At 70.5% G+C, this 17,292-nt stretch carries 21 protein-coding genes; 9 read left to right on the top strand and 12 right to left on the bottom strand.

Features of this window, described 5'->3' with window-relative positions; all coding sequences use genetic code 11:
* Positions 1-37 precede the first annotated feature (37 nt).
* The 4 genes from gpmI to LGR69_RS14255 all read left to right on the top strand — a co-directional run bounded on the left by gpmI (position 38) and on the right by LGR69_RS14255 (position 4,850).
* Positions 38-1,537, top strand: coding sequence for a 2,3-bisphosphoglycerate-independent phosphoglycerate mutase (gene gpmI, locus LGR69_RS14270; RefSeq protein ID WP_039903951.1), 1,500 nt, complete (start codon positions 38-40; stop codon positions 1,535-1,537).
* A 152-nt stretch (positions 1,538-1,689) separates the two neighbouring features.
* Entirely contained in the window at positions 1,690-3,105 is a 1,416-nt protein-coding gene (locus LGR69_RS14265) for a lipopolysaccharide biosynthesis protein (RefSeq protein ID WP_007567392.1), read from the top strand.
* A 10-nt stretch (positions 3,106-3,115) separates the two neighbouring features.
* Complete coding sequence (locus LGR69_RS14260; protein ID WP_007567390.1) at positions 3,116-4,270, top strand: GNAT family N-acetyltransferase; 1,155 nt, start codon at positions 3,116-3,118, stop codon at positions 4,268-4,270.
* 154 nt (positions 4,271-4,424) lie between these two features.
* Positions 4,425-4,850: a GNAT family N-acetyltransferase gene (locus tag LGR69_RS14255; protein WP_230366412.1), complete on the top strand. Its 426-nt coding sequence runs from the start codon at positions 4,425-4,427 to the stop codon at positions 4,848-4,850.
* 42 nt (positions 4,851-4,892) lie between these two features.
* Here the strand turns inward: LGR69_RS14255 and LGR69_RS14250 are convergent, their stop codons facing one another.
* The 7 genes from LGR69_RS14250 to LGR69_RS14220 form a co-directional block, all read right to left on the bottom strand.
* Positions 4,893-5,234 (bottom strand): helix-turn-helix domain-containing protein, encoded by a 342-nt coding sequence (locus tag LGR69_RS14250; RefSeq protein WP_007567385.1) that lies wholly within the window; start codon positions 5,232-5,234, stop codon positions 4,893-4,895.
* Between the two features lie 8 nt (positions 5,235-5,242).
* Positions 5,243-5,524 (bottom strand): BrnT family toxin, encoded by a 282-nt coding sequence (locus LGR69_RS14245; RefSeq protein WP_007567383.1) that lies wholly within the window; start codon positions 5,522-5,524, stop codon positions 5,243-5,245.
* A gap of 147 nt (positions 5,525-5,671) precedes the next feature.
* Positions 5,672-6,028 (bottom strand): hypothetical protein, encoded by a 357-nt coding sequence (locus tag LGR69_RS14240; protein ID WP_007567381.1) that lies wholly within the window; start codon positions 6,026-6,028, stop codon positions 5,672-5,674.
* A gap of 8 nt (positions 6,029-6,036) precedes the next feature.
* A complete protein-coding gene (locus LGR69_RS14235; RefSeq protein ID WP_007567380.1) occupies positions 6,037-6,264 on the bottom strand; it encodes a hypothetical protein in 228 nt (75 codons plus the stop codon).
* Between the two features lie 317 nt (positions 6,265-6,581).
* Positions 6,582-8,015 carry a protein adenylyltransferase SelO gene (locus LGR69_RS14230; protein WP_230366411.1) on the bottom strand — a complete coding sequence of 478 codons (1,434 nt, stop codon included), beginning with the start codon at positions 8,013-8,015 and terminating at the stop codon, positions 6,582-6,584.
* A 52-nt stretch (positions 8,016-8,067) separates the two neighbouring features.
* A complete protein-coding gene (locus LGR69_RS14225) occupies positions 8,068-8,547 on the bottom strand; it encodes a tRNA (cytidine(34)-2'-O)-methyltransferase (protein ID WP_230366410.1) in 480 nt (159 codons plus the stop codon).
* Positions 8,548-8,607: 60 nt separating this feature from the next.
* Positions 8,608-9,234 (bottom strand): LysE family translocator, encoded by a 627-nt coding sequence (locus LGR69_RS14220; protein WP_230366409.1) that lies wholly within the window; start codon positions 9,232-9,234, stop codon positions 8,608-8,610.
* A gap of 184 nt (positions 9,235-9,418) precedes the next feature.
* On the opposite strand from LGR69_RS14220, the gene LGR69_RS14215 reads away from it, so the two are divergent.
* The 3 genes from LGR69_RS14215 to LGR69_RS14205 all read left to right on the top strand — a co-directional run bounded on the left by LGR69_RS14215 (position 9,419) and on the right by LGR69_RS14205 (position 11,662).
* A complete protein-coding gene (locus tag LGR69_RS14215; RefSeq protein WP_230366408.1) occupies positions 9,419-10,396 on the top strand; it encodes a LysR family transcriptional regulator in 978 nt (325 codons plus the stop codon).
* An 82-nt stretch (positions 10,397-10,478) separates the two neighbouring features.
* On the top strand, positions 10,479-10,982 hold the full coding sequence (locus LGR69_RS14210) for a PRC-barrel domain-containing protein (protein ID WP_230366407.1): 504 nt from the start codon (positions 10,479-10,481) through the stop codon (positions 10,980-10,982).
* 98 nt (positions 10,983-11,080) lie between these two features.
* Positions 11,081-11,662 (top strand): SCO family protein, encoded by a 582-nt coding sequence (locus LGR69_RS14205; RefSeq protein ID WP_050732028.1) that lies wholly within the window; start codon positions 11,081-11,083, stop codon positions 11,660-11,662.
* A 19-nt stretch (positions 11,663-11,681) separates the two neighbouring features.
* On the opposite strand, the gene LGR69_RS14200 is transcribed toward LGR69_RS14205, so the two are convergent.
* The 4 genes from LGR69_RS14200 to LGR69_RS14185 all read right to left on the bottom strand — a co-directional run bounded on the left by LGR69_RS14200 (position 11,682) and on the right by LGR69_RS14185 (position 13,995).
* On the bottom strand, positions 11,682-12,320 hold the full coding sequence (locus tag LGR69_RS14200; protein WP_122161584.1) for a PilZ domain-containing protein: 639 nt from the start codon (positions 12,318-12,320) through the stop codon (positions 11,682-11,684).
* A 230-nt stretch (positions 12,321-12,550) separates the two neighbouring features.
* Positions 12,551-13,150, bottom strand: coding sequence for a PAS domain-containing protein (locus tag LGR69_RS14195; RefSeq protein ID WP_230366406.1), 600 nt, complete (start codon positions 13,148-13,150; stop codon positions 12,551-12,553).
* 159 nt (positions 13,151-13,309) lie between these two features.
* The gene (locus LGR69_RS14190; RefSeq protein ID WP_230366405.1) at positions 13,310-13,669 is read right to left on the bottom strand and encodes an HVO_A0114 family putative DNA-binding protein; all 360 of its coding nucleotides are present in this window, start codon (positions 13,667-13,669) and stop codon (positions 13,310-13,312) included.
* Positions 13,666-13,995 (bottom strand): toxin-antitoxin system TumE family protein, encoded by a 330-nt coding sequence (locus tag LGR69_RS14185; protein WP_230366404.1) that lies wholly within the window; start codon positions 13,993-13,995, stop codon positions 13,666-13,668. The genes LGR69_RS14190 and LGR69_RS14185 overlap by 4 nt, the downstream gene beginning before the upstream one ends.
* Before the next feature lie 172 nt (positions 13,996-14,167).
* Between LGR69_RS14185 and LGR69_RS14180 the strand changes: the two genes are divergently transcribed.
* The gene (locus LGR69_RS14180) at positions 14,168-14,989 is read left to right on the top strand and encodes a rhomboid family intramembrane serine protease (protein ID WP_230366403.1); all 822 of its coding nucleotides are present in this window, start codon (positions 14,168-14,170) and stop codon (positions 14,987-14,989) included.
* A gap of 129 nt (positions 14,990-15,118) precedes the next feature.
* Positions 15,119-15,550 carry a CBS domain-containing protein gene (locus LGR69_RS14175; RefSeq protein WP_007567361.1) on the top strand — a complete coding sequence of 144 codons (432 nt, stop codon included), beginning with the start codon at positions 15,119-15,121 and terminating at the stop codon, positions 15,548-15,550.
* 48 nt (positions 15,551-15,598) lie between these two features.
* On the opposite strand, the gene LGR69_RS14170 is transcribed toward LGR69_RS14175, so the two are convergent.
* The gene (locus tag LGR69_RS14170) at positions 15,599-17,170 is read right to left on the bottom strand and encodes an alkaline phosphatase D family protein (protein WP_007567359.1); all 1,572 of its coding nucleotides are present in this window, start codon (positions 17,168-17,170) and stop codon (positions 15,599-15,601) included.
* Positions 17,171-17,292: the final 122 nt, after the last annotated feature.

Below are 17,292 nucleotides of genomic sequence, written 5' to 3'. Positions count from 1 at the left end.
TGTTGTGACCGTGCCCGACAGGACCCCGCGCCCCGTGATGCTCGTGATCCTCGATGGCTGGGGACTCCGGGATACGGTCGCCGACAACGCCGTGCTCCAGGCGCGCACCCCCGTCTTCGACGCCCTGATGCGCGAGCGTCCCCGGGCGCGCCTGATGACCTACGGCGCCGATGTCGGCTTGCCCGAGGGGCAGATGGGCAATTCCGAGGTCGGGCACCTGAATATCGGCGCCGGCCGGGTGGTCATGCAGGACCTGCCGCGGATCGACGCCGCCGTCGCGGACGGCTCGCTCGCCACTAACCCGGCGCTGGTCCGGTTCATCGACCGGCTGCGGGCGAGCGGCGGCACCTGCCATCTCGTCGGCCTGCTCTCGCCCGGGGGCGTCCACGCCCACCAGGACCACGCGGTGGCGCTGGCCCGGGTTCTGGTCGAGGCCGGCGTGCCGGTCCGCCTCCACGCCTTCACGGACGGGCGCGACATGCCGCCCCGTTCCGCCGCCGCCTGCTTCGAGACCGTGGAGGCCGCGCTCCCCGAGGGCGCGCGCATCGCCACCCTGTGCGGCCGCTACTACGCGATGGACCGCGACCGGCGCTGGGAGCGGGTCTCGATCGCCTACGACGCGATGACCGCGGCGCGCGGCGCCCGGTTTGCGAGCGCCATGGAGGCGATCGCCGCTTCCTACGTTGTCGACCTGTCGGACGAGTTCCTGCGGCCCGCCATCATCGGCGATTATGCCGGCATGAACGACGGCGACGGTGTGCTGAGCTTCAACTTCCGCGCCGACCGGACCCGGCAGATCCTCGAAGCCCTGCTCGATCCGGCCTTCACGGGTTTCGCGCGCACGCGGACGGTCCGGTTCGCCGCCGCCCTCGGGATCGTCCAGTACAGCGTCGAGATCGACGCCTTCGCCGACACCCTGTTCGGCCCCCTCGACCTGCCGAACGGCCTCGGCGAGACCGTCTCCCGGGCCGGGCGCACCCAGCTGCGCATGGCCGAGACCGAGAAATACCCCCACGTCACCTACTTCATGAACGGCGGCCGCGAGGCGCCGTTCGAGGGCCAGGACGCGATCCTGATTCCGTCGCCGAAGGTCGCGACCTACGACCTGCAGCCGGAGATGTCGGCCGCGGAGCTGACCGACCGGGCCGTGGAGGCGATCGGCTCCGGCCGCTACGACATGATCCTCCTGAACTTCGCCAATCCCGACATGGTCGGCCATACCGGCAGCCTCGCCGCGGCCGTGAAGGCGGTGGAGACGGTCGATACCTGCCTCGGCCGCGTGGTCGACGCCATTACGGCGAGCGGTGGGGCCCTGCTCGTCACCGCCGACCACGGCAATTGCGAGATGATGCGCGATCCCGAGACCGGCGAGCCGCACACCGCCCACACGCTCAACCCGGTGCCGGTGACGCTCGTCGGCGTCGACGGCGTGGCGCTCTCCGACGGCCGCCTGGCCGATGTCGCGCCGACCCTCCTCGACCTGATGGGCCTCGACCAGCCCGCCGAGATGACCGGGCGGTCGCTGATCCGGCGCTGAGTAAGTCGTCGAGGCAGCGCTTGCCGGCGTGCGGGTTCGAAGCAACGTCGTCTTAAAGTATCGTTCAGGTATCCGGAACGATGCTCTAACGCTTGCGCGCCATAAGGGGTATCGCCGGACCGGCGACCCTTATGGCGCGTGATGCGTAGGACATGATTGCCCGGCACAGCCTGATCTATGTCGGCTCGCGCGGCTTCGCCGCCGCCCTGAACATGGCCTCCGTGGCGGTGTTCACCCGGCTCGCGCCGGTGGAGAATTACGGCACCTACCTGTACGTCCTGTCCTGGGCGCTGGTGCTCTACGGGGCGACCTGCCAGTGGCCGAAATTCGCGTTCTTCGCCCTCTACGACGAGGCCCGCGAGCCGGCGCAGGTCGGCACCGTGGTGCGGATCCTGGGCGGCACGCTGCTGCTCGCCGGCCTCGGCAGCGCGTTCGCGGCCGGGCTCGGGCTCGTCCCCGCCCCTATGGCGGCGGCGATCCTGGCGCTCGCCTTCGGCACGACCCTGTTCGAGGGCTCCACCGAGATCGCCCGCACGCGCCTCAAGGCTGGGGCGGTGGCGGCCTCGGTGATGAGCCGGGCCGTGCTGATCCTCGGCTTGGGCAGCCTGGCGCTTCACCTGTCCACCGATCCGCTGCACCTCGCTTTTGCCGTGGCCGCCGCCAACGCCCTGGCGGCGCTGCCGGCCGCGATCACCATCGCCCCGATGATGCCCGGCCGCGGCAGCCGGGCCGAGGCGCTGCGCCTGTTCGCCTATGGCTGGCCGCTGGTCCTCTCGTTCGGGACGGCGGCCCTCGCCCAGAGCCTCGACCGGCTGATCATCGCCAAGACGGTGGGGCCCGCGGGGCTCGGCGCCTACGGGGCGCTGGCCGACTTCCTGAAGCAGAGCTTCATCGTGTTCGGTGAGGCGATCGCCCTGTCGCTGATCTCCATCGCCAAGCGCGAGGCGCGGGTGGGCGGCATCGCGGCCGCCTCCGGGGTTCTGAGCGACGCCGCCCGGGCCATGACCCTGATCGCCGCCTTCGGGGCGGTGTTCTTCCTGTGCTTCGACGACCTCGTGGTCGCGGTGCTGCTCGGGCCGGATTACCGGGCGGAGGCGCGGGCGCTCGCCCCGGTCCTGATCCTGGCCAGCATCCTGATGATGTTCCGGGCCTATTATTTCGGGCAGGTGATCTACTTTACCCGCACCAGCCGGCTCGAGGCGGCGGCGGCCTTCGCCACCCTGGCGGTGGTGGCAATCCTGTCCCTGCTGCTGATCCCGAGATTCGGCGCTTCCGGGGCGGCGCTCGCCTTCGCGGGCGGGCAGGCGGCGGCCTGCCTGGTGCTGGTGCTCGGCGCCTACCGGGCCGGCACCCCGATGCCGCTGCCGCTCGCCGACATGGCGGGGATTGCGGGCGCCGCCCTGGTCTGCGGCGCGGTCATCGCCGGGATCGGCCTGGTCCCGGGGGGGCTGATGCCGCCGGGTCAGGCCCTGCGGCTGGTCCTGCTGGTCGTCGGGGCGGGGGCGACCGCCTGGCACTTCGACGTGCTCGGTTTTGCCGGTGCGATCCGCCACCGGCTCGCGGCCTGACGGGCGCGCCATGCCGGACACCGCGACGCTTCCCGGCGGCCTCGTCGCCGCGGTTCGGCCCCTCGATCCCGCCGCCGCCTGGATCCCGGCCTGGCGGGCGCTCGGCGCGGAGGCCCATATCCGCAACCCGTTCTACGAGGCCGGCTACGCGCTGGCGGCCCGAAAATCCTTCGGCGCCGGTATCCGTCTGCTGGTCGTCGCCGACCGTCCGCCCGAGGCGCCGGGCGTGCGGTTCCTGGCCGCCTGGCCGTTCCGGGTGTCGTGGCGCCGCTGGGGCGTACCGCTTCCGGTGCTGATGGGCTGGACCCACGGCTACGGCCCCTTCGGCGCCCCGCTCCTCGACGGCGCCGACCCGGAGGCCGCGCTCGCGGGATTGCTCGCCGCGCCGCGGACGCTCGGCCTGCCGCCGCGGTTGTTCCTGCCGAACGCGCCCGCGGATGGTCCGCTCGTCGACCTGCTGGCTGCGCGCGGGACGCGGCAGGCGGCCTACTGGCCGCATGAACGCGGTCTGCTCGACGTGACCGGCCGGTCGATGCCGGCGCGGGCGACGTATCTCGACCACCTCTCCGGCAAGCGCCGGCGCAAGCTGCGCCTCGCCCGGCAGCGCCTGGAGGCCGCGGGTCCCGTCGCGCTCGAGATCCTGGATGCCCCCGCGGCGCTCGACCGCGCCCTGGACGACCACGTCGCCCTGGAGGCGGCGGGCTGGAAGGGCCGGGCCGGCACCGGCCTGGGGCAGCGGCCCGACGAGGTCGCGTTCCTGCGCGCCGCCCTGGCCGATCTCGGGGCCGAGGGGCGCGTGCGCGTCGCCCGGCTGCGCCGGGACGACCGGATCCTCGCTTCCGCGATCCTGCCGCTCACCGGCGCCGAGGCCTGGGTGCTTAAGATCGCCCACGATGAGGCCGACCCGGAGGCCGCCCCCGGGGTGCAGCTCGTCCACCGCCTGACCGAGGCGGTCCTGGCCGGGGAGGACATCGAACGGATCGACTCCTGCGCCCCGCCGGACTTCGCCCTCGGCTCGACCTTCTGGACGGAGCGGCGCCCGATCGCCCACCTCCTGGTCGAGGCCGGGCGCGACCCGCTGTTCCCCCTGGCCCGAACCCTGGAGCGCGCCCGCGAGCGCGTCGCCCGGGCCCGCCTCACCAGCCGAAGCGCGCGATCTGCGTGAGTCGTTTCGCAGCCCCGGGTCATCGTGTGAGGAATAAGGGCTGTCTTCTCGCTCGCCTGAAGCGGCAAATCTCGGCCCGAAACCCTTCCGATCCTATCGGTGAGAGCAACGCTCCGCGCGTCGGTGTTCGAATTTTTCACCTCGGACGCTTACAATGACTGCAAGCACCATCACGATCAGCACAGAAGCCGACGCGGCGGTCAAGATCGTCGAAGATGGGCTGAATGCGTTCAATGCGTTGCACAACGGTCCCGATCCGACGAAACCGTTGTGGTTCATCTGTCGCGACGATCAAGGAACTGTGCTGGGCGGGCTCCAAGGCTTTATCCAGTGGGATTGGTTCGCGATCGCGATGCTGTGGGTGAGGGAAGAACATCGCGGCCGAGGCATTGGAACCCGGCTATTGACCGAGGCCGAACAGGAAGCCCGCAAACGCGGATGTATCAAGTTCCGACTCGGCACGATGACGTTTCAGGCGCCGGAATTTTATAAGAGATTTGGGTATGTCGAGATTGGTCGGATGGACGATTTGCCGCCGGGCCATTCCTATATCTGGATGACGAAAATCTTGCCCGCGTAGACGCGCGATCCCGGCGGCCTGCTTCGCCTCGCTGCCGCAATGCTATCGGGACAGCCTCTTCGCCGGTGCCGCGACCGGCGAGCCGAGAGCGCGCAAAACAGCTTCCGGTTCCCGGGCTACTGCGTTCAGCAACGAGCGGGCCGCGGGGTCGGGTAGCTTCCTGTTCTGCTCCCAGTTCCGCAGGGTCGCTACCGGGATCTGCAGGGCGCGGGCGAATGCCTCCTGCGTCAGGCCCAGCCGCGTGCGCACCTCGGCCGGCGCGAGGACGGGACGCGCCGGCCCGGACGGCATATCGGCGAATCCGTCCTGGGCCTTGTAGCCGCGAATATCTTCGTCGGTGGTGGCCGCGAGCTTCTCGACATCGAGATCCGCCTCGCCGGCCATGAGGTCCTCTAGGCTCCTGCGTGCCATCGTTGCTGTTCCCATTTCTCGGACGGCCAAGCGGTGATGATCCAGCGGTAGGGTCCCGTTGCGTCCTCCCGGTCCGTGTAGACGACCGTCCAGTATCGGCGTTCAACCCGGCCGACTGCGACCATGCGGATCTCACCGTAATCGTCGCGGTCATCCTCCCACTCGACGGTTCGGCCTGCGAAGATCCGGCTCGGAACGCGGAAGCCGTGGCCGCGCTCGGCGCGGACCTCCGCTTCCTTCGCATCCGACCAGTCGAAATCCATGCGCCAATGTACGCCTTGGGCGTAGCTGCTGCAATGCGATCACGCACCCGTCTCTCGGGGCGAGCCCCGCGCCCGCCGTTGAACGCGGCGCGTCCGGACTGTGGTCGGGGCGGATGCGTCGCCTGCTTCTGACAGCCCGGGCCCGCCTCACCAGCCGAAGCGCGCGATCTGCGTGAGTCGGGCCTGCACTGCCGCCTCGTCGCGACCGAGGCGGGCGATCCGCTCGGACAGGGCGTAGCAGGTCGCGCAGAACGGCAGCTGGATCAGCCCTATGCCCTCGCCCCGAGCCCGATTGACCGAGGCGATCAGGCAGGGGACGACCGGCTCGTCCGCGGGCGTTCCGAGGCAGTCGGCCCGCGGGCTGCCGAAGACCGGGCGGTTCGGCCAGGTCAGCTGCAGCGTCGTGCCGCCGCGCCGGTCGGGGGCCGGCGCCAGGGTGTAGCTGCGCAGGAACAGCACGCCGGTGAGCAGGACGAGCCCGGGCAGGATCAGGGCGGCGCGCATCGGCCGGTTCAATCGGCCGAGTCGAAGCGGCTGCGAAAGAACACCTCGCGGCCGGCGCCGTCGATCACCCGCACGGCCTGGGCCGGCTCGCCGGAGCGCTGGGGGACCCGGGCCCGGGCGAACAGGCGCAGGGCCCGCTCCTGGGCGGTCTCCAGGCTGCCGACGCGCACGGAGATCCGCGTCTGGACCTCGTCCGCCTCGGGACCGAGGACTTCGATGTGGAAGGTCTCGCGCAACGGCACCTGCCTGAATTCGAGAACGCCCGCCGCCGGACCGGCCCCGGTTCGGCGTTGGCGCGGGGCTGGGGCCCCTGTCGGAGACGACCTTGGAGCCAAGTCCAATTGCAACGCGGTCCAGGGCGGCTCTAAGAGGGGCGCCCCCGACATAGGGGAGATTGTTCGAGGAGTCCCGTGGACCCGCTCAAGGCTGCCGCCGCGACTGCCGTCTGCCTCGTCCTGTTCTGGCTGGCCTTCCGGCTGACCCGCCGCCTCGTCGATATGGCCATCGCGGGGGGCTACGCCGAGGAGCGCCGACGGCTGGCGGACGAGGAGGCTCAGGCCGCTGCCGCGGGCGACGTGCCGCAGGCCTCGGCCATCTGCGCCACCGCGGCGAGCTTGGCGGTGAACAGCGACCAATCGTCGGCCTCCGCGATCGGCGCCCAGAGCGCCTCGACCTCCTCGATCAGCATCGTGCAGGGCGCGCCCGCGAAATAGGGGTGGTCGAGCCGCGCGCCCGGGGCCGGGGCCAGCGCGTCGAGCGCCGCCCGCACCGGCGCGAAGGCCTCCGACCGGTAATGGTGGGCGCTCGGGCCGGCCTCCGCACGCCCGGCGCTCGCCGGGCCGCCGTACCAGTCGAAGAAGAACTGCTCGAACGGCGCGTGGGTCTCGGCCAGGAACCGCCAGACCGCCGAGACCAGCCGGTCGGTCTCGGGCCGCGACGCCTCCGCCAAGCCCAGCCGGCCGAACAGGGCCTTCGCGAAGGCCTCCTGCAGGGCGGGGCCGAAACCTGAGAGGGCGCCCTCGAGCCGCGCCTGCGGGGCCAGCGTCAGGAGGCAGTCGGCCAGCCGGGCGAGGTTCCAGAACAGCGCCTCCGGCTGGCGGCCGAAGCTGTAGAGGCCGGTCTCGTCGAAATAGGCGGCGGTGAAGTCCGGGTCGTAATGCGGCAGGAACCGCCAGGGGCCGTAATCGAAGCTCTCGCCGGTGACGTTGATGTTGTCGGTGTTGAGCACCCCGTGGACGAAGCCCGCCGCCGCCCATTGCGCGCCGAGCCGGGCGACCCGGGCGACCACGTCCTCCAGGAAGGCGACGCCCCGGTCCTCCAGGCTGTCGCGCCAGAGCTCGGGCCGGTGGGTCGCGATCGTGTGGTCGAGCAGCCGGGCGATGTTGTCGGGCTCGCCGAGCGCCCGGAAGCGCTGGAAGGTGCCGATCCGGATATGCCCGTGGGAGAGCCGCACCAGCACGCTGGAGCGGGCCGGCGAAGGCTCGTCGCCGCGCACGAGATCCTCGCCGGTCTCGATCAGGCTGAAGCTCTTCGAGGTGTCGACGCCCTGCGCTTCCAGCAGAGCCGAGGCCAGAACCTCGCGCACGCCGCCCTTGAGGGTGAGCCGTCCGTCGGCGCCGCGCGACCACGGCGTCGTGCCGCTGCCCTTTGTGCCGAGATCGAGCAGCCGTCCGTCCTTGAGGTCGTGCACTTGCGCGAACAGGAAGCCGCGACCGTCGCCGAGTTCGGGATTGTATGAGCGGAACTGGTGGCCGTGGTAGCGCAGCGCCAGCGGCGTCTCCAAGCTGCCGGGCAGCGGCTCGAACCGGCCGAAATGGCCGATCCAGTCCGCCTCCGAGAGGCCGGCGAGGCCGACGCGCGCGGCCCAGTCCTGGTTGCGGTAGCGCAGGATCGTCGCGGGGAAGCGCGCGGCCGCCACGGGATCGTAGAAGGCCGGGCCCAGATCGGCGTGGCGCCGGGAGGGCCTGTAGGGGGCGGGTTCGGTCATGCGGCGCGTCTCCCGGGCTGGCGGCGCGGGTGCTTCCGGCGGCCCGCCCCTATCAAGCCGACGGGGCGCGATCCGGTTCGAACCCGCCGGTCTGCCGCAGGGCCTCGCCGGCGATCATCGCGGCCGCGACCGCGACGTTGAGCGAGCGCAGGCCCGTCCGGATCGGCACCACCACCCGCGCATCGGCGGCCGCGTGGACGGCGTCGGGCACGCCGGCCGATTCACGCCCGACCATGACGCAATCGTCCGGGCCGAAGGCGAAATCCGTGTGGCGCCGGGCGCCCGCCGTCGTGGCCAGCACCAGCCGCAGGCCGGCCTCGGCCCGCCAGGCCTCGAAGGCCGAGAACGAGCGGTGCCGGGTGATCGCCACGTGGTCGAGGTAATCGAGGCCGGAGCGGCGCAGGTGCCGGTCCGAGACGTCGAAGCCCGCGGGCTCGACGATCTCGACCGCCAGCCCGAGGCAGGCGGCCATCCGCAGCATCGTGCCGGTGTTCTGGGGGATGTCGGGTTGGTAGAGGACGAGGCGCAGCATGGGGCCAGGCTTGTGATCGGCCGGCGCCCCGCCGTCAAAGCGGCGCGCTCCCGGCCCGGGCTACAGCATGCCGCCCGGCTGGTTGACGTACAGAAGCATCGTCCCGAACAGCGTGAGGACGACGCCGATCGCCCGGTTGAACAGGATCTGGCGGCGCAGGACGAAGGCGCGGACGCCCGGCTTCGAGAGGTACGACGAGACCAGGGCGAACCACGCCAGGTGGGACAGTGAGATGAACAGGCCCCAGGCGATCTGCTGCCGCAACGGCGCGTCCGGGCCCAGCGCCTGGCTGTAGATGCTGATCACGAAGATGGAGGTCTTCGGATTGAGCCCGTTCGTGAGCAGGCCGGTGACGACGCCGCGCGCGCTGAAGGTGGCGGGCGGTCCGGCGGCATCCGGCTCGGCCGCCCGGCGGCGCAGGACCATCGAGACGCCCATATAGATCAGATAGGCGGCGCCCAGGATCCTGATGATGCCGAAGGCGTGGGGGAGCGTGCGCTCGATCAGGGCGATCCCGAGGATCGCGTAGGCGACGTGAAACCAGCACGCGATCGCGATCCCGGTGCTGACCGCGAGGCCCGCCTGACGGCCGTACAGGCAGCTGTTGCGCGACACCATGGCGAAATCGGCGCCGGGGCTCAGCACGGCCAGCCAGACGACGGGGACGATCAGAGCGGCCTGCTCCATCGCGAACTCCTCAAGGATCGCGGGCCCGGCCGCGCATCGTCGCCGATGCGGATGGCCGGGGTCTCGCTGTTGCCGGACCGGGACCGCATGCCTCGCGGTCGCTGCGGTCGGCTCATGGAAGCACGGGCGCCGGAGTGAAAAAATCGAGTTGCTCTCACCGGGAAACGTGAGGAAAACTCACCGCATGGATGCCCCGGACCCCATGCGCGCGCGCCTGCCGCAACTCGGCGCATTGCGGGTGTTCGAATCGGCCGCCCGCCACGGGAGCCTGACCCGGGCCGCGGAGGAGCTTCACGTCACCCACGGCGCCGTCAGCAAGCAGATCAAGAACCTCGAGGCGGATCTCGGCGCGGCGCTGTTCGTCCGCAGAAACCGCGGCGTGTTCCTGACGGAGCGGGGACGCGCGCTGGCCGCCCGGCTCCGGGGCATCTTCGGCGACCTGGAGGATGCGCTCGCCGACTTCCGCGCCGGGGAGCCCCGGCAACCGCTGGTCGTGTCCTGCGAGCCGACCCTGTGCCTGAAATTCCTGATCCCGAGCCTCGGCGCGTTCCTGCAGGATACCGGGATCGAGGTGCGGGTGCTGGCGGCCGGGGGACGCATCGATTTCCGTCGGGACCATGTCGATCTCGCCATCCGCCGGAACGACTTCGCGATCGACGGCACGCTGCATGCCCGGGTGATCTGCGACGAGGCGATGGGACCGGTCTGCAGCCCGGAGGCCCTGCCGAGATTCGAGGCCAATACGGGCCGGTTCCACCTGCCGGCCCTCCATACCCGCAGCCGGCCCGATGCCTGGGCGGCCTGGACGCGCCTGAACCGTCCGGCGATCGCCTGCACCGCGGATATGACCTACGAGCATTTCTACCTGGCGATCGAGGCGGCTCTGGCCGGGCAGGGCGTCGCCCTGGCCTCGATCCACATGGTCGGGCGCGATCTGGCGGCCGGGCGCCTGTGCGGCCCCTGCGGGTTCCGGCCGGACGGCACGCAATACGTCGCCCTCTCGGCCCATCCGATCGACCGGGACGAGCGGGCGAGCCGCTTCGTGGCGTGGCTCTCGGCACGCATGAACGCGACGCTCGCGACGGTGATGCCGCCGAACGCCGGGTCCCAGGTCGCGGACGCGCAGCCGGCAAAGGGGCACGCAATCGGCGCGACGCGATGAAAATCGGCGGAACTTACGCTGCGCCAAAGGCTTAAGGCGGCGCCACCTTCGTTTGCGATCCCTGTCCGAAAGTCCTGACCCGATGCGCACTCCGTTCCTCGCCTCGGCCCTTCTGCTGGCCGGCCTCGCAACCGCCGCGGCGCAGAATGCCAGCCCGACCCCGAATGCCGGCGCGCCGGCGACGCCGGTCCCCGGTCAGCCGGCCACCATGGCCGACAACCTGCGCCCGACCTTCGTGGCCCAGACCCCCTACGACATGGTCGCCAGCAAGCTGATCGGGGCCAACGTCACCAACGCGGCCAACGACACGATCGGGCAGATCGCCGACTTCGTCCTCGACCAGAAGGGCAGCGTGAAGGCCTGGATCATCGGCGTCGGCGGCTTCCTGGGGATCGGCTCGAAATACGTGGCCGTCGACCCGTCGGTGATGAAGCTCGACCGGACCGACGACAAGACGCTCCAGGCCCGCATCGACACGACCAAGGATCAGCTGAAGGCCGCGCCGGAATACATCTATCTCGGCAAGGAACCGCCGAAGGGCGCCGCGGCCGCCCCGCCCGCCGGAGAGCCCGCCGCCAAGCCCTGACGTTCAAGCCCTGACATCAGGTCCCAGGCGAGCCGGCTTGCCTTCGCGCGCCGTTCCGTGCTGTGCCAGCCGCAGCACGGAGGTCGGAGTCCGAAGAGATGCGCCGCGCCCTGATCCCGCTCCTCGCCTTCTGCCTCGGCCTCGTCGGCCTGACCGGGGCGGCGGTGTTCGCCTTCATGCCGGACCGGGCGCCGGTGGGCGTTCCCGGTGTCGGCGGCCCGTTCACGCTGATCGATCAGAACGGCCGCACCGTCACCGAGCGGGATTTCACCGGTGCGCCGCACCTCGTGTTCTTCGGCTTCACCCATTGCCCGGACGTGTGCCCGACGACGCTGCAGCAGGTCTCGGACGTGCTCGCCGCCCTCGGGCCGAAGGCCGAGCGCATGCGCGTCGCCTTCGTCACCGTCGACCCGGAGCGCGACGACCCGGCGAGCCTGAAGACCTACCTGTCGAGCTTCGATCCGCGCATCACCGGCCTCACCGGCAGCCCCGAGCAGGTGGTCGCCACCGAGAAGGCCTATCGCGCCTATGCGCGCAAGGTGCCCGGCAAGGACGGCGATTACACGATGGAGCACACCGCGATCGTCTACGTGATGGACGCGCAGAACCGCTTCCTCGGCGCCCTCGACCTCTCGCGCCCGGCCGAGGAGACCGCGGCTCAGCTCGCGAAGAAGATCTGAGACGCCCGGGGGGAAGACCCTACAGCGTCATCCCGGCATGGAAGCGGTCGGGGGAGAGCGGCAGCAGGAACTGCACGCCGAAGCCGCCCTCGAAGTAGCGGACCAGCCGCCCGGGGGTGCTGCCCACCGTCACGGCCGCCCCGAGGGGCAGCGTCGCCGAGCTGGCGATGGCCACGCCCGACATCGAGATGTCGATCAGCCGGGCCTGGATCTCCCGCCCGCTCTCGACCCGCAGGGTCACCGCCGTATGGGTCGGCACGAGACGCTCGTGGGAGCGGCCCTCGGGCAGGCCCAGGATCTCCCGGTTGGCGAGCCAGGTCAGCTGCGAGGCGATCTTGTCCCGCTTGCGCGGCGTCGCGTTGAGCTGGACGGCGAAGCCGCCCGCGCTGTGACGCGCGATGACGCCCTCGATCCGGCCGATATGCTCCAGGTAGAGCACCACGCGCTCGCCGATCTCGCCCACCACCGCGCAGGTCAGCCGGACGCCGCCCGGCGACATGTCCTCGGTCTGGCACGGATATTCCCGGCGGTCGGCCAGCATGTAGCGGCCGAGCACGGCGACCCGCACGCGCTGGTGGCGGCGTTGGTCGGCGGCGTCGCGCCCACGGCTGACCCCGCGGCCCGTTTCCGTTCCAGCGGTGGCCTCGACCGCGATCATACCGGGATGGGCTCCTCGCCGCGATAATCGTTGTCGCAGGCTAGACCCGGACTGTTACGAAAGCCTTTTTCCCGCTTCGGCAATATCCGCCGCGGGACGGATTTTTCTGTCGTGCGCGACCATTGGATCAGGGCTGACCTGTCCATGTCGATTCTTATGCCGATCGGCTGCGATATCCGTTCGTAAAAACCCGTGCCGGACGTCCTGAATTCAGGTTTCGGCTCGCGGTGTCAGGCCCGCCCGCCGGCATGCACGAGAAGATGGCCCCGGCGCACCGGACCGGGAAAGCCGGCCGGCCCCCGGAGGGCCGATCGCGCCGGCGGAGCGGGCTCCATCCTGCGCCCGGGCAGGATGCGCAAGGAGGTGGTCTCCGCCTCCACCAGGGGGCGCAGGCCGATCCAATGGGGCGTGCTGTCGAGGCTCAGGGTCCCGAGCGCCCGGACCTGCATGCGCCCGCGATGGCGCAGCGGCAGCAGCAGCAGCTCGAGATCCACCGCCTCGCCGGCCGTGTTCAGGCCGCGCAGGCCCGCCACCACGCCCAGGGTGTCGCTGGCGACGATGTCGACGATGCGCCAGGGATCGGGCGCCTCCGACCCCCACAGGCTGGCGAAGGTCTCGCCCTTCAGCTCGCGGCCGTAGAGGGCGCAGACCCGCGTGCCGGCGAGCCGGACCGTGGCCGAGCGCGTGGCCATGTCGAGTTCCAGGATCAGGCTGTCGGCCAGCAGATGCCGGATCTCGCCCGGCTCGATCTCGGAGCGCTCGGGCGCGGCGCGCTCGCCGCGCAGGCGCTCCCAATAGGCATGGAGCATGCGGCTCGTGGGATGTTTCATCGGAGTCCCGAATCGATACGCCTGGTGTCCGTCCCCGGATCAACCTGGCACATCCGCGTGGGACGGGCCGGCGATCCGGGGCGATCTGAGGCTCCCGGCGCATACGCCGTGCCGGCCGACGCGGGACGGTTCTGGGACGCGAGCCCGGCGCAGGACGGTCTACGCGGCCGGCTTCAGGCTGATCACGGTGCGGATTTCATCGTAGGCGGCGCGCACGCCGCCCTCGGTTCGCTCGAGCAGGCCGGCGACCGTCAGGATCTCCACGTCCTCGTGGACCCGCTTGTAATCCCTGCCGAGTGCCCGCCCGAGTTCGGCGACGGACGCCGCAGGATGCTGGTAGACGTGGCGCAGCAGTTCCAGGCGCTTGCCGCTCAGAACCTTGGCCAGGCCATCCCACGTCTCGAACGTGATGTGTCGCTCACGCGTGGCAGCACCGGCCTCGGCGCGGCGGATCGCTTCGAGAAAGCGGGCCTTCGTAGCCGCAGGGTCGTGCCCGACATGCAGGAGGACATCCGTCATCTCCGTCTCCTCATCCGTGCCACATCCGTCAGGAAGTCGTCGATGAGCTCTTCCCAGCCTCGAAAGTGATAGGGCTCCTCAACGCCTTCGCGGTGGCGATGATCGCCTTTCCCGCGCTCGTTGTCGTAGCCTATGAGGCGTTGTCCGGGAGAGCCGTAGAACAACCGATACTTGAAGCCGTGTACGGTCGGCGGAACAGGCGTCGGCACCTGCCAGACGACGATTTCCTGGATCGCTCCGTCATCGAAGATCACTTTGTCGGCAATGACGAGAACGGCAGTCACGCCGAAAGAATGCCAGAGGGCCATTATGGCGTCAAACGCCATAATGGCACGGTGTGAGCCGGTTTTGGATCGCGTATCTGCGTCCGATGCCGGCAATCCGATGTCCGCCTATGGACGTCCGCGATGACCCGACCACAGCCGAACGTCACCTGAAAAGGCTTCAATACGTCGCCGGGACTTGCCCGACCCCCTAGAGCCCCGACATGGTGCCGGGATGGATGCCTCCCCCGAATTCCCGCGCCAGAGCCGCGTGCCCGTGTTCAACATGCCGCGGGTGGTGACGCTCTCGATCGGATTGCTGATGGCGATCCAGGCCTTGCGCGAGTTTGTGCTGCCGGACACCCTCGACATCCGGGTCGTCCTCGACCTCGCCCTGGTGCCCGCCCGCTGGACGGTGTGGTTCGATCCCGGGAAGGCCGCCGACGTGATCCAGGCGGCGGCCGGCGCCGGCGACCCGGACATGGAGGCCGCCCGCGAGGCATTCGCCCGCTACATCACCTCCGAGCACGCGCTGCAGCCCTGGACCCTGGGCACCTACGCCCTGCTGCACGGCTCCTGGATGCATGTGATCTTCAACAGCGTGTGGCTCGCCGCCTTCGGGTCGCCCGTGGCCCGGCGCTGCGGCGCCTGGCGCTATGGCCTGATCGCGCTGGCCGGCACGGTGGCCGGCGGCCTGCTGCACGTGATGGTCGATCCCTTGAGCGCGGGGCCGCTGGTGGGCGCCTCGGCGGGGATCTCGGCCCTGATGGCGGCGGCCGCCCGTTTCGTGTTCCAGCCCCCCGCGTCGGGCTATACCGGGCAGCCCTGGCAATTGCCGCCGCACCGGCCGGCCGAGACGATTCCTGAACTCCTGCGCAATCGGACCGCGGTGGCCTTCCTGGCGATCTGGCTCGTGACCAACCTGCTGTTCGGGCTCGTGAGCGTGCCGCTCGTGGGCGAGAACGCCGCCATCGCGTGGGACGCGCATCTCGGCGGCTTCATCGCGGGCTTTCTGCTGTTCCCGTTTCTGGACCGGCGCGAAACCGCCCGGATCTGAGCACCTTGCCAACGCGGCGGTTCGGTCACACACTCGCCATAATGTGAACGAGCCGGGGCCAACCCGGACGACAGCGTAACGAAGGCGCCGCGGCTGACGGCGCACGCACCGCGTCACAGGGAGAGAGCCATGACCGTCGCACGCATCCTCGCCGAGAAGGGCAGCTCCGTCGTCACCGTGAGCCCCGACAAGACCCTCGAGGAGGTGATCCAGATCCTGGCCGAGAAGCGGATCGGTGCCCTCGTGGTCGCGCATGCCGATGGGTCGGTGGCCGGCATCATCTCCGAGCGCGACATCATGCGGGCGCTCGCGCGCCACGGGGGCGCGACCTTCGACGCGCCGGTCTCGGACCACATGACCGCCGACGTCACCACCTGCGGCAAGAGCACCACGATCGAGGAGGTGATGGGCCTCATGACCGAGGGGCGCTTCCGCCACGTCCCGGTCTGCGAGAACGGCCGTCTCGCCGGCCTGATCTCGATCGGCGACGTGGTCGCGCGCCGCATCGCCACCGTCGAGGCGGAGCACCAGGCCCTGCGCGACTACATCACCACGGCCTAGGGGGATCCGCCGGCCGGAGGCGAAGGTCCGGCCGGCGCGCCGCGTCCCTCACGCCTTCGCGGGGTCGAGGGTGACGTGCCAGAGATCGGTGTCGGCCGCGTCCTTGAGGGTGACGGTCATCTGCTCGGTGGTGCCGTCCACCGCGACATGGCCGAAGAACTGATAGCCGGCGGCCGGCGACAGGTTCACCTGGCCCTTCTCGGGGGCCTTCACGTAGCGCAGCTGCGGGCCGAACGTGTTGTCGAGCGCGTTGGGCCCGAAGGTGCCGGCGTGGAGCGGCCCGGAGACGAACTCCCAGAACGGGTCGAAATCCTGGAACTGCGCCTTGTTGGGGTCGTAGTAATGCGCGGCCGTGTAGTGCACGTCCGCGGTCAGCCACACCGTGTTGCGGATCTTGGACTGCTTGATGAAGCGTAGCAGGTCCGCGATCTCCAGCTCGCGCCCGAGCGGCGGTCCGTCGCCCTGCGCCACCGCCTCCGAGCCGAAATCGCGGTCGACGTCGTAGGTCACCACGAGGCCGAGCGGCATGTCGGCGGCGATCACCTTCCAGGTGGCGCGCGACTCGGTGAGCGCCCGCTTCAGCCAGGCGATCTGCTGCGGCCCGAGGAAATACGCGTCGGGACCGTATTCCTTCTGCAGGTTCTCGCCGTTCGGGCCCCGGTAGGAGCGCATGTCGAGCATGAACACGTCGACCAGGGGGCCGTAGGCGATCTTGCGGTAGACCCGGCCGGGCTCGGCCGGCTCGAAGCGCATCGGCATGTATTCGTGGAACGCCCGGGCCGCGCGCAGCTGCAGCGCGAGCACGTTCGGGTCGGCGTATTTCTTCTTCAGGTGCTCGGCCCGGGTGAGCGGCTCGCCCGGCCACCAGTTGTTGGTGACCTCGTGGTCGTCCCACTGCGCCAGGATCGGCACCGCGGCGTTCATCGCCAGCACGTTCCGGTCGGTGAGGTTGTACTTGTGGCGGCCGCGGAACTCGGCGAGCGACTCGGCGGGCTTCGACACCTCCTCGGTGACGCGGTTGCGCCAGAGGCTGCCGTCCGGGAGCTTCACCTCGGACTGGATCGGCCCGTCGGCGTAGATCGTGTCGCCGGAATGGATGAAGAAGTCCGGCCGGTTCTTGAGGATCGCCGAGTAGATCGTCATGCCGCCGCGGGCCTCGTCGATGCCCCAGCCCTGGCCAACCGTGTCGCCCGACCAGCAGAACGAGACCGAGCGCTTATCCGCCGGCGCGGTGCGGAACCGGCCGACCTGCGCGGGGCCGACGATGGTCGGCGCGGCGACGTCCTGGAGCCGGACCCGGTAGAACACGTCCTGACCCGGCGGCAGCCCGGTCAGCGCCACCTTCACGGTGCCGTCGCTCTCGGGCAGCGCGTCGGCGAAGACCCCGCCGCGGATCTCGGAGAAGCTCTCGGTGGTCGCCCACTCGATGATCGCCCGGGCCGGCCGGTCGGAGCGGGCCCAGACCACGGCGGAATCGGTGCCGACATCGCCGGATTGGAGGCCGTGGCTGAGGAGCGGCCGGTCGGCGGCCCGGCTCAGGCCGGGGCGGGCCAGGCCGGTCGCCATCCCGACGAGGCTGGCCCCCCCGGAGAGAAGGATCTGGCGGCGGCTCGAATACATTGGAAGCCCTCTAGGTCGATGAGGGCCCATCGCAACCGGCTGCGACAACCGCGTGACGATCCTGGCGCGAAACCGGCCGACCGTGCGCTGGATCGGGCGCCGTCTTTTTCCCAGAGCCGGCA

The organism is Methylobacterium brachiatum (genome assembly GCF_020523825.1).
GTDB classification, from domain to species: Bacteria; Pseudomonadota; Alphaproteobacteria; order Rhizobiales; family Beijerinckiaceae; genus Methylobacterium; species Methylobacterium brachiatum.
The sequence above is the reverse complement of the archived record's forward strand: the minus strand, read 5'-3'. Positions and strand labels throughout refer to the sequence as shown.

Excerpts from the sequence above, each read along its gene's own strand:
- gpmI (WP_039903951.1), top strand. The coding sequence starts at position 38 with ATGCTCGTGATCCTCGATGGCTGGGGACTCCGGGATACGGTCGCCGAC.
- LGR69_RS14265 (WP_007567392.1), top strand. The coding sequence starts at position 1,690 with ATGATTGCCCGGCACAGCCTGATCTATGTCGGCTCGCGCGGCTTCGCC.
- LGR69_RS14260 (WP_007567390.1), top strand. The coding sequence starts at position 3,116 with ATGCCGGACACCGCGACGCTTCCCGGCGGCCTCGTCGCCGCGGTTCGG.
- LGR69_RS14255 (WP_230366412.1), top strand. The coding sequence starts at position 4,425 with ATGACTGCAAGCACCATCACGATCAGCACAGAAGCCGACGCGGCGGTC.
- LGR69_RS14250 (WP_007567385.1), bottom strand. The coding sequence starts at position 5,234 with ATGGCCGGCGAGGCGGATCTCGATGTCGAGAAGCTCGCGGCCACCACC.
- LGR69_RS14245 (WP_007567383.1), bottom strand. The coding sequence starts at position 5,524 with ATGGATTTCGACTGGTCGGATGCGAAGGAAGCGGAGGTCCGCGCCGAG.
- LGR69_RS14240 (WP_007567381.1), bottom strand. The coding sequence starts at position 6,028 with ATGCGCGCCGCCCTGATCCTGCCCGGGCTCGTCCTGCTCACCGGCGTG.
- LGR69_RS14230 (WP_230366411.1), bottom strand. The coding sequence starts at position 8,015 with ATGACCGAACCCGCCCCCTACAGGCCCTCCCGGCGCCACGCCGATCTG.
- LGR69_RS14225 (WP_230366410.1), bottom strand. The coding sequence starts at position 8,547 with ATGCTGCGCCTCGTCCTCTACCAACCCGACATCCCCCAGAACACCGGC.
- LGR69_RS14220 (WP_230366409.1), bottom strand. The coding sequence starts at position 9,234 with ATGGAGCAGGCCGCTCTGATCGTCCCCGTCGTCTGGCTGGCCGTGCTG.
- LGR69_RS14215 (WP_230366408.1), top strand. The coding sequence starts at position 9,419 with ATGGATGCCCCGGACCCCATGCGCGCGCGCCTGCCGCAACTCGGCGCA.
- LGR69_RS14210 (WP_230366407.1), top strand. The coding sequence starts at position 10,479 with ATGCGCACTCCGTTCCTCGCCTCGGCCCTTCTGCTGGCCGGCCTCGCA.
- LGR69_RS14205 (WP_050732028.1), top strand. The coding sequence starts at position 11,081 with ATGCGCCGCGCCCTGATCCCGCTCCTCGCCTTCTGCCTCGGCCTCGTC.
- LGR69_RS14200 (WP_122161584.1), bottom strand. The coding sequence starts at position 12,320 with ATGATCGCGGTCGAGGCCACCGCTGGAACGGAAACGGGCCGCGGGGTC.
- LGR69_RS14195 (WP_230366406.1), bottom strand. The coding sequence starts at position 13,150 with ATGAAACATCCCACGAGCCGCATGCTCCATGCCTATTGGGAGCGCCTG.
- LGR69_RS14190 (WP_230366405.1), bottom strand. The coding sequence starts at position 13,669 with ATGACGGATGTCCTCCTGCATGTCGGGCACGACCCTGCGGCTACGAAG.
- LGR69_RS14185 (WP_230366404.1), bottom strand. The coding sequence starts at position 13,995 with ATGGCGTTTGACGCCATAATGGCCCTCTGGCATTCTTTCGGCGTGACT.
- LGR69_RS14180 (WP_230366403.1), top strand. The coding sequence starts at position 14,168 with ATGGATGCCTCCCCCGAATTCCCGCGCCAGAGCCGCGTGCCCGTGTTC.
- LGR69_RS14175 (WP_007567361.1), top strand. The coding sequence starts at position 15,119 with ATGACCGTCGCACGCATCCTCGCCGAGAAGGGCAGCTCCGTCGTCACC.
- LGR69_RS14170 (WP_007567359.1), bottom strand. The coding sequence starts at position 17,170 with ATGTATTCGAGCCGCCGCCAGATCCTTCTCTCCGGGGGGGCCAGCCTC.